At 71.1% G+C, this 8,710-nt stretch carries 11 protein-coding genes and 1 pseudogene; 4 read left to right on the top strand and 8 right to left on the bottom strand.

What is annotated here, in order from left to right; translation table 11 throughout:
• The first annotated feature begins 67 nt into the window (after positions 1-67).
• A complete protein-coding gene (locus tag N864_RS16000) occupies positions 68-295 on the top strand; it encodes a PLDc N-terminal domain-containing protein (RefSeq protein WP_034719026.1) in 228 nt (75 codons plus the stop codon).
• Between the two features lies 1 nt (position 296).
• On the opposite strand, the gene N864_RS16005 is transcribed toward N864_RS16000, so the two are convergent.
• Entirely contained in the window at positions 297-656 is a 360-nt protein-coding gene (locus N864_RS16005; protein ID WP_051518690.1) for a hypothetical protein, read from the bottom strand.
• An 86-nt stretch (positions 657-742) separates the two neighbouring features.
• Between N864_RS16005 and N864_RS16010 the strand changes: the two genes are divergently transcribed.
• Entirely contained in the window at positions 743-1,276 is a 534-nt protein-coding gene (locus N864_RS16010) for a hypothetical protein (protein ID WP_034719028.1), read from the top strand.
• Positions 1,277-1,307: 31 nt separating this feature from the next.
• On the top strand, positions 1,308-1,979 hold the full coding sequence (locus N864_RS16015; protein ID WP_051518691.1) for an LON peptidase substrate-binding domain-containing protein: 672 nt from the start codon (positions 1,308-1,310) through the stop codon (positions 1,977-1,979).
• Between the two features lie 88 nt (positions 1,980-2,067).
• On the opposite strand, the gene N864_RS24770 is transcribed toward N864_RS16015, so the two are convergent.
• Positions 2,068-2,196, bottom strand: a complete 129-nt coding sequence (locus N864_RS24770; RefSeq protein WP_155892975.1) for a methionine/alanine import family NSS transporter small subunit — start codon at positions 2,194-2,196, stop codon at positions 2,068-2,070.
• Complete coding sequence (locus N864_RS16020; RefSeq protein WP_051518692.1) at positions 2,193-3,755, bottom strand: sodium-dependent transporter; 1,563 nt, start codon at positions 3,753-3,755, stop codon at positions 2,193-2,195. The genes N864_RS24770 and N864_RS16020 overlap by 4 nt, the downstream gene beginning before the upstream one ends.
• A gap of 132 nt (positions 3,756-3,887) precedes the next feature.
• Here N864_RS16020 and cueP point away from each other — a divergent pair, with 132 nt between their 5' ends.
• The gene (cueP, locus tag N864_RS16025) at positions 3,888-4,460 is read left to right on the top strand and encodes a copper-binding periplasmic metallochaperone CueP (RefSeq protein ID WP_034719030.1); all 573 of its coding nucleotides are present in this window, start codon (positions 3,888-3,890) and stop codon (positions 4,458-4,460) included.
• A 35-nt stretch (positions 4,461-4,495) separates the two neighbouring features.
• Here cueP and N864_RS16030 read toward each other — a convergent pair whose 3' ends face one another.
• From N864_RS16030 to N864_RS25095, 5 genes and pseudogenes are all read right to left on the bottom strand, one after another.
• Complete coding sequence (locus tag N864_RS16030) at positions 4,496-5,608, bottom strand: GmrSD restriction endonuclease domain-containing protein (protein WP_081793947.1); 1,113 nt, start codon at positions 5,606-5,608, stop codon at positions 4,496-4,498.
• A gap of 89 nt (positions 5,609-5,697) precedes the next feature.
• Positions 5,698-6,672, bottom strand: a complete 975-nt coding sequence (locus tag N864_RS16035; RefSeq protein ID WP_081793948.1) for a sugar kinase — start codon at positions 6,670-6,672, stop codon at positions 5,698-5,700.
• Positions 6,669-7,307, bottom strand: coding sequence for a bifunctional 4-hydroxy-2-oxoglutarate aldolase/2-dehydro-3-deoxy-phosphogluconate aldolase (locus N864_RS16040; protein ID WP_034719032.1), 639 nt, complete (start codon positions 7,305-7,307; stop codon positions 6,669-6,671). Before N864_RS16040 ends, N864_RS16035 begins: the two co-directional genes overlap by 4 nt.
• 3 nt (positions 7,308-7,310) lie before the next feature.
• Entirely contained in the window at positions 7,311-8,459 is a 1,149-nt protein-coding gene (dgoD, locus tag N864_RS16045; protein ID WP_034719034.1) for a galactonate dehydratase, read from the bottom strand.
• Between the two features lie 6 nt (positions 8,460-8,465).
• A pseudogene (locus N864_RS25095) lies at positions 8,466-8,710 on the bottom strand (carbohydrate ABC transporter permease); the annotation flags it as partial.

The following is an 8,710-nucleotide window of genomic DNA, read 5'->3' on the forward strand; positions in this document are numbered from 1 at the left end:
GGGACTCCGCTCTCGAGCCGTAGCCTGATAGCTGGGTCGGGGGCGGCGTCGAACAGGAGGGTCAGCGGTGGCGAAGCAGAAGAAGAAGTGGTCAGACCTCAGCGCGGGGCAGCAGGCGACCATCCTCGCCCTCGGTTCGGTCCAGCTCTCGCTCGCGGCCACGGCCTGGGCCGACCTCGCGACGCGCAAGCCTGAGGAGGTCAACGGCAGCAAGGTGAAGTGGGCCGCGATCATCGCGATCAACTGGGTCGGCCCGATCCTCTACTTCGCCAAGGGACGGCTGCCCTCGATGTGAGTCACTGGCGCAGCACCCACACCTGGTAGAGCCGGACGAACAGATACGGCACCACGACGAGCCCCACGAGGATCGTGGCCGTGCCCCCGCGGCTCCGCTCGGCCCACGACCAGCCGACCGCCAGCGGCAGCACGACGAGCGACGCCACGAGATAACCGACGTACGTCGCGACCGACGCCCCTGCCGGCGCGTCCGGGACCTGCATGAGGCCCAGCACGAGCTGGACGACGAGACCCACCTCGATGAGCGTGAGCAGACCGAGGACGAGCCGGTTCGGTGGCCGGTTCCGGATGACCTGGACCGCGACGAGGACCGCCGACACCCCGCACAACACGGCCAGGACCTTCTGGAGCTCGATCACAAGGGCATCATGCCGAGTGGCGCCATGTATCAGGAGCGGCGGTCCCTGCCTCTCTCTGCTCAGACGATCCCTGACAAGGAGACACGATGTCCGAGCAGAGCATCACCGAGGCGACGGCCTCGATCGCGTGGCGCCGTCCCACCCGCGAGTCGAACGCCGGGCGCTACGACGCGCCCTGGGACTTCACCCGACCGGCCAAGCCCCTGTCGCGCAAGCGCGCGGCGCACCGCTTCCCCGCGGCCATCCACCTGCGTCCTGCCCGGGCGCGTGAGGAGCGGGCCCTCGCCCTGCAGGCCCTGCAGGTCATCGACGAGGGCGCCTCGTCGCGGATCGGGATCGCGGTCGGCTTCCTGGCCGGGATGGCCGCGACGGCCGGTGCGCTCTTCGCGACCGGCAGCATCCACACCCCCCTCGCGTGGTGGCTGGTCGCCGGCATCGGCGGCCTCACCCTCCTCGCGCTCGGGGCCCTGATCGGCATGCTGCGACAGCACTCCCTCGCACATGAGCAGCTGTCGCAGCGTGCACTCCTCTACGAGCTGCGGCTCGCCGAGCTCGACGAGCAGCGCCGGGCCGCCCTCGCCGCCGATGCGGCAGCCGAACGCCTCCGCCTCGCAGCCTGACGAAGCGCACGTTGCGCCCTAGTCTTCGTGCATGCCCTTGCTGCCGCTCTTCCCCCTGGGGACCGTGCTGCTGCCGGGCGCTCAGCTGCCGCTCATGGTCTTCGAGCCGAGGTATGTCGCTCTGCTGGCTGACCTGAACAGCTCGGCTCCGCCCGGGGAACGGGCCTTCGGCGTCATCGCCCTCCGCAAGGGCACCGAGACCGGCGAGGGCGCCGCCATCGAGCTGTTCGACGTCGGGTGCGAGGCCGTCATCGAGCAGGTGACGGGGACGGAGCCGCCGTTCCACGTCATCGCTCGGGGGCGGCGGCGCTTCCGGCTCACGGCCCGCGAGGAGTCGGCCGGGACGCCGTACCTGACCGGTCGCATCACCTGGATGGACCCGGTCGCGACCCGCCCGGGCTCGACCCCGCACGAGGACCTCTCGCTCCTCAGCGGGAAGGTCCGGTCGGTGCACACCCAGCTCCTCGCGGCCCTGGGGGCGACCACCCGCGCGCTGCACGACGTCGGCAGCGACGAGCTCGCCTACCGCGTCGTCGAGCGGTCGGCCCTCGAGCTCGCCGACCGGCAGGCGGTCCTCGAGGGCCGCACCGAGCGCGAGCGCCTCCAGACGCTGCTGCGGATCCTGCGCCGAGAGCTCGCCCTCGTCACCCAGGTGCGCGCCGTCCCCGGCCGGATCGACCCGGGCGGCTTCTCGCCGAACTGAGCTGAGCGGCATGCCCGCTCGTGGGGTGGCATCACGCGCGTGACTCAGCGGCGCCGCCCTCGCCGACTCAGCGGCATACGGAAGGGGCCTACAGGTCCCGGTGTGCCTCGGCGACCTCACCGCGGTCGGAGCGGCTGACGTTGACGATGGCGACCGCGAGCCCGCCCCAGAGGACGAGCATCGCGACGAGCATCATGACGATGGCGGGTGCGTTCATCGGGCCACCTCCAGGGCCGTCGGGTCGGTTTCGTCCTCGGGGACGGTGAGCGGGGTGTCGGGGCGCCACCTCACGAGCGTGACGAGCACGCCGACGACGACCACCGCGGCTGCGACCCCCCAGCCGAAGACCGCGACCATCCAGTCGGGGTAGCCGCCGTAGGTCTCCGCGGCCGTGTCGCGCAGCTCCTTGACGAGGATGAGCGCCAGCACCGCCGGCGTGACGACCGAGATGAGCGCGACCCACCACCCGCGGACCGGGATCGAGCCGTAGCGGTTCAGGTGGCGGGCGAGGGCCGGCAGCGCCCGGAGCGCCCACGCGATGACGAGCATGCTGACGACGGCGACGAGCAGGATGCCGAACTTGTTGATGAAGTTGTCCATGATGTCGAGCACGGTCAGCGCGCTCGTGGTGCTGAAGAGGAGGACGGACACGACGGCGATCGGCAGGGCCACGACGGCGGTCGCGCCGACCCGGCTCATCTCGAACTTGTCGCGGACCGCGGAGATGACGACCTCGAGGATGCTGACGAGCGACGTCAGGCCGGCGAGGATGAGCGAGGCGAAGAAGAGGACGCCGATCAGCCCGCCCGCGGGAGCCTGGCTGATGATCGCGGGAAACGCGATGAACGCCAAGCCGATTCCGCCGGAGGCGACGTCACCGACCTGCACGCCCGAGGCCTGCGCCATGAAGCCGAGCGCCGAGAAGACACCGATGCCGCAGAGCAGCTCGAAGCCGGAGTTCGCGAAGCCGACGACCAGACCGGAGCCGGTCATGTCGGTGCGCCGACCGACGTAGGACGAGTAGGTGATCATGATGCCGAAGCCGATCGAGAGCGAGAAGAAGATCTGCCCGAAGGCTGCCGCCCAGACGGCGGTGTCCTTCAGCGCGGACCAGTTCGGCGTGAAGAGGGCGTTGAGACCCTCGGTGGCTCCCGGCAGCAGCAGCGCCTGGACGACGAGTGCGACGAAGGCGAGGAGCAGCACGGGGATGAAGATGACGGAGGTGGCACCGACACCCTTCTGCACGCCGAGGGCCATGATCGCGATGACGACGACCCAGACGACGAGCAGCGGCACGAGGATGCCGGGGACGAAGTCGAACGTCACACCAGCGGACGGGTCTGCGGCACTGAGGAACTCACCGCCGAAGAACTTCTCCGGGTCGCTCCCCCACGCCTTGTCGACGGAGAAGAACATGTACCGCATGGACCACCCGATGATGGCGGCGTAGTAGATCGCGATGATCGCGCAGATCCCGACCTGCCACCACCCGAGGAACTCCGTCCCCTTGCGCAGCCTGGCGAAGGACAGCGGCGCGGACCCGCGGTTGCGGTGACCGAGTGCGTAGTCGAGGAAGAGGAACGGGATTCCCGCCGTGAGCAGCGCGATGAGGTAGGGCAGGATGAACGCCCCGCCGCCGTTCTCGTACGCGACGTAGGGGAATCGCCAGATGTTGCCGAGCCCGACGGCCGATCCGATCGCGGCGAGGATGAAGACTCGTCTGGACGAGAAGGCTCCTCGTCTGGCTGCTTCGGTCTGTTCGGGGGTGGCAGTCATTGGCACTCCTGGTGACTCGGCGATGTCATCGGGACACCCAAGCATGCCGAACCTGACTCGGCAGGGCCAGTCCGACATGTGGGGTGGCGTCTACTACAATGCGTAGCAGTCCAGTCGTCAGGAGCCACTCACATGCGCAAGTCCCTCGCCGCCGTCGCCGCTGCCGGCCTCCTCGCCCTCGCCGGCTGCACCAACGCCGCCCCGTCCGATACACCGCCGGCCCCCAACGCCGTCGTCCAGCAGCTCGGCTTCTCCGGCCAGAGCGCCCAGCAGATCGTCGAGGCCATCGACACGTCACCCGACGCCCGGCCCCTCGGTTTCGGCGCCTCCGTCCGGGACAGCGAGCTGGTCCTCACCACCGGCGCGGAGGAGACGTCGCTCCAGCTGCCCGCCGACCTGTTCTACCTGTCGGTCGCGCCGTATCAGACGCGGACGCATGAGTGCTACAACCACAGCCTCGCGACCTGCCGGGGGGAGCTCGGCAACGCGGACGTCTCGGTCAAGATCGTGGACGACCAGGGCAAGGTCCTCGTCGACAAGCAGACGAAGACCTACGCCAACGGCTTCGTCGGCTTCTGGCTGCCGCGCGACATCCAGGGCACCGTCACCGTGACCCACGACGGGGTGAAGGGCAGCGCACCCTTCGCCACGACGGCGGGCAGCCCGACCTGCATGACGACGCTGCGCCTGACGCAGCCGGCCTGACCGCTCGGCGGGCCGGCGAGGGGGTCAGGCGACCACTACTCGCAGACGGTCCCGTCACGATCGCCGTCCCGGTACCAGCCGTACTCGACATCGACCCCCGAGCGGTACGGGCCGTAGCCAGCCGCCTTGGCCGCCTTGCACGTGGCGAAGCGCGGGTCGGTCTGTCCCCCGACGACGGGAGCCGGAGCGGTGGCGCGGGGAGACGGCTTGGGGGCGGGCTGGGGCGAAGTCGACCCGACCGCCTCCTCTCGGCCACCGCCGAGCTTAACCGGGCCGGCCGTGGGGAGCGGCTGGGTCGGACACGGCGTCAGGACTCGGACCATCGCGTCGCGCTCGGCGGCGGTCACCCAGAGGTGGTACTTCGCCTTGACGGCAACCTGGCGGGCCACGTAGGTGCAGCGATAGGACTTGTTCGGCGGCAGCCAGGTCGCGGTGTCGCCGGCGCCCTTGGCCTGGTTGGTGGGGCCGTCGACGGCGAGCAGGTTGAGGGGGTCGTTGGCGAAGGCGGCACGGCGGTCACCCGACCACTGCTGGGCGCCCTTCTGCCAGGCGTCCGCGAGCGCGACGACATGGTCGATCTGCGCCGCGGTGGACGTGGTCTGGCCGCGGACGAAGGAGATCGTCCGAGCCGTATAGGGGTCGTTCAGTGTGCCGCGCAGCACGAGGCAGCCCCGGGTGCCTGCCTTCAGGACGAGACTTCTCAGGTCGCGCCGGAGGATGTCGTTGCGGGTGTCGCACCCGTTCCGGTCGGTGTCGAGCCACGCCTGCCCGAACTGGGCCCTGTCGTAGCCGGTCTTCGGGGCCCGGCCCTTGACCGTGAGCGTGAGCGCGGTGGCGAGGGCCGTGCCGGGCCGGGCGGCCGGCGTGCGCTTCGCGGCCGGGGATGGCGCGGCCTGCGGAGCCGTCGGGATGCTGCCGGTGGCGGTCGGGGTCGGCCCGGTCGCCGGTGGGGTGTCGGAGGTTGTCGGGTCCGTCGGCGTCGCCCCGGACTGCTGGGCTGCACGATCGGTGGCGACTGCAGTCGGCGCGGCGGCAGCGGGGGGCCGATCGTCACCGGACGGGAGCGCCTCGCCGAGTCTCGGGATGGCGATCACGGCTCCGACGACGAGAGCGATCCAGATCAGGCGGTTCCGAGGCGTGGCAGACATCGCCCCCGACCATAGGCGCGGGTTCCCTCTGGCCGCAGACAAATCGCCCGAATTGTCGCCAATCTCTCCGAGCTGAGCGCGAGGCAGCTTCAGCGGAGGGTGGTGCCGGCGCCCAGAGCGAGCAGGTCGAGCTCCCCGCGCCGCGGCAGGCCCTGCCAGTCGCCCCGGGTGCTGACCGCCCAGGCGCCGAGCAGGACACCGCGCTCGAGGCACTGCCCCGGCTCGAGCCCGTCGAGGAGTCCGGAGAGGAAGCCGGCGCTGAAGGCGTCGCCCGCGCCCACCGTGTCGATCGCCCTCACGGGCAGGGCGGGAGCGTCGATCCGGCCGCCCTCCGTCCAGACCGTGGCTCCGCAGGCGCCGCGCTTCACGACGACGTAGGAGGCTCCCCTCGACAGCAGCGCCTCGGCGGCCTCCGCCTCGGCGCCGTCGGCCACCAGGTCGAGCTCGTCCTCGGACGCGATGACGACGTCGGCGCGGCCGACCCGGGCACGCAGGACGTCACGCGCCGTCGCGCGGTCCCAGAGGCGAGCCCGGTAGTTTACGTCGAGGGAGACGAACACGTCGTCGCCCAGTGCCTCGCCCAGCGAGGCGCGCCAGGCGTCGTGCGCGGTCTGCGACAGGGCTGGGGTGATGCCCGTGACGTGCAGGATGCGAGGTCGCAGCTCGAGAGCGGACGTGATGTCCGCCGGACACAGCCGCGATCCGGCCGATCCGGCTCGGCGGTATTCGACGCGCGAGGTGTCGGCCGTTCGCTGCTCGAGGAACATCAGGCCCGTCGGCGCATCCGCCTCGGAGCTGACCCCGGTGACGTCCACGCCCTCCGCCCGGAGCTCGCGGAGAGCGAGCTCCCCGAACGGGTCCGCCCCCAGCCGCCCGACCCAGCCGGTGCGGTGTCCCAGCCGGGCCAGGGCGATCGCGACGTTCGACTCGGCACCGGCCAGACCCGGGGTGAACGCCGCGTCGCTCTGAAGTGGCCCGGCACTCCTGAAGGAGACCATCGCCTCACCGAACGTGAGCACGTCGAGCGTGCCTGTCGACGGCCCGAGGGGACGCGCGGGGCTCATCCCTGCAGGTCCGTGACGAGGTCGAGGAAGGCTCGGGCACGGTTCCGCAGCGCGTCGAGGTCGCCACCCGTTGCGGCGTCACCGACGAGCGGCCCCCCGACCCCGACGCCGAGGGCGCCGACCTGGAGGAACGCCCGTGCCTCGTCCAGTCCGACCCCGCCGACCGCGAGGATCGGCACGTCGGGGAGCGGGTCCCTGACCGCCTTGAGGTACGCAGGGCCGCCCACGGACGCAGGGAACAGCTTGACGACCGAGGCGCCCCGCGCGCGTGCCGTGACGATCTCCGTCGGGGACAGCGCGCCGACGACGGACGGCAGTGAGCGGCATACGGCCTCGTCGAGCGACTCGACCACCGCGGGCGTGACGATGAACTGCCCGCCCACGGACTCCACCCGCGCGACGTCGTCGCGAGTCAGCACGGTGCCCGCACCGAGCCACGACCCCTCCGGCACATGGGGCCGCAGCCGCTCGATGACACCGAGGCCGTCAGGCGTCGTCAGCGCGACCTCGACGAACCGAACCCCCTCCTCGAGGAGCACCCGGGCGGCAGCCTCCGCGGGTGCCGGGTCGGCGGCGCGGACGATGGCCATGAGGCGGGCCCGCCGCAGCTCGGCCAGAAACGTCTCGTCAGTCATCGCTCACCACTCCGCGAAGGACCCGTCGGTATGGCGCCACACGGGTCCGCGCCAGGCGTGGCCCTTCTCGTCGGCCCGGCGCACGGCCTGCTCGTCGATCTCGATCCCGAGGCCGGGACCGGTGAACCGCTCGATGTAACCGTCGACGAACTGCAGCGGGGCCGTGTCGAGGACGTAGTCGAGCACCTCGGCGCCCTCGTTGTAGTGGATGCCGATGCTCTGCTCCTGGATCAGGTGGTTCGACGTGGCGAACCCGACCTGGAGGCAGGCGGCGAGGGCGAGCGGCCCGAGCGGGCAGTGCGGCGCGAGCTGCACGTCGAACGTCTCGGCGAGTGCGGCGATCTTGCGGGTCTCGGTGATGCCGCCCGCGTGGGACAGGTCCGGCTGGGCCACCGCGATGCCGGCCTGCAGGACCGGCAGGAACTCCTGCCGGCTGTAGAGCCGCTCGCCGGTGGAGACGGGCGTCGTGGTGGAGCGGACGAACTCGCCGATCAGGTGGGAGTTCTCGGGAACGACCGGCTCCTCGAGGAAGAAGGGACGGTACGGCTCGAGCAGCGGGGCGACCCGCTTGGCAGTCGCGAGGCTGAAGCGCCCGTGGAAGTCGACCGCGACGTCCCGGTCGTCGCCGAGCACCTCCCTGGCGGCGGCGACTCGGCGCACCACCCCGTCCAGCTCGGCGACCGAGCCCAGCGGGCTCATCCGGCCGCTGGCGTTCATCTTGACCGCGGTCAGGCCGGCCTCGACCTGGGCGCGGATGTGGTCCGCCACCTCCGACGGCTCGTCACCGCCGACCCACCCGTAGACGCGGATCCGGTCGCGGACCGCGCCCCCGAGCAGCTGGTGGACCGGGGCGCCGAGGTGCTTGCCGGCAATGTCCCACAGCGCCTGGTCGATGCCCGACACGGCGCTGGAGAGGATGGGCCCGCCGCGGTAGAACGAGCCCTTCGTCATGACCTGCCAGTGGTCCTCGATCCGCAGCGCGTCCCGGCCGAGGATCACCTCGGCGAGCTGCTCGACCGCGGTGCGGACCGTCTCGGAGCGGCCCTCGCAGGTCGCCTCGCCCCAGCCGACGATGCCGCTCTCGGTCTCGATGCGGACGAAGAGCCAGCGGGGGGCGACGAGGAACGTCTCGACGCGGGAGATCGTGGTCACAGCCGGTCAGCCCTTCGTTGCGCCGGCGGTGAGGCCGGAGACGACGTACTTCTGTGCGAACAGAGCAATCAACATGATCGGCAGCGTGACGATGGTCGAGGCCGCCATGAGACCGCCCCAGTCGATGCTGGCATAGCCGACGAAGTCGAAGATGGCGACGGGGAGCGTCTTCGTGCTGCCGCCCGAGAGGACGAGGGCGAACATGAAGTTGTTCCAGGAGAAGATGAACGACAGGATCCCGGCGGTGGCGA

It is taken from the genome of Intrasporangium chromatireducens Q5-1 (assembly GCF_000576575.1).
Lineage (GTDB): Bacteria > Actinomycetota > Actinomycetes > Actinomycetales > Dermatophilaceae > Intrasporangium_A > Intrasporangium_A chromatireducens.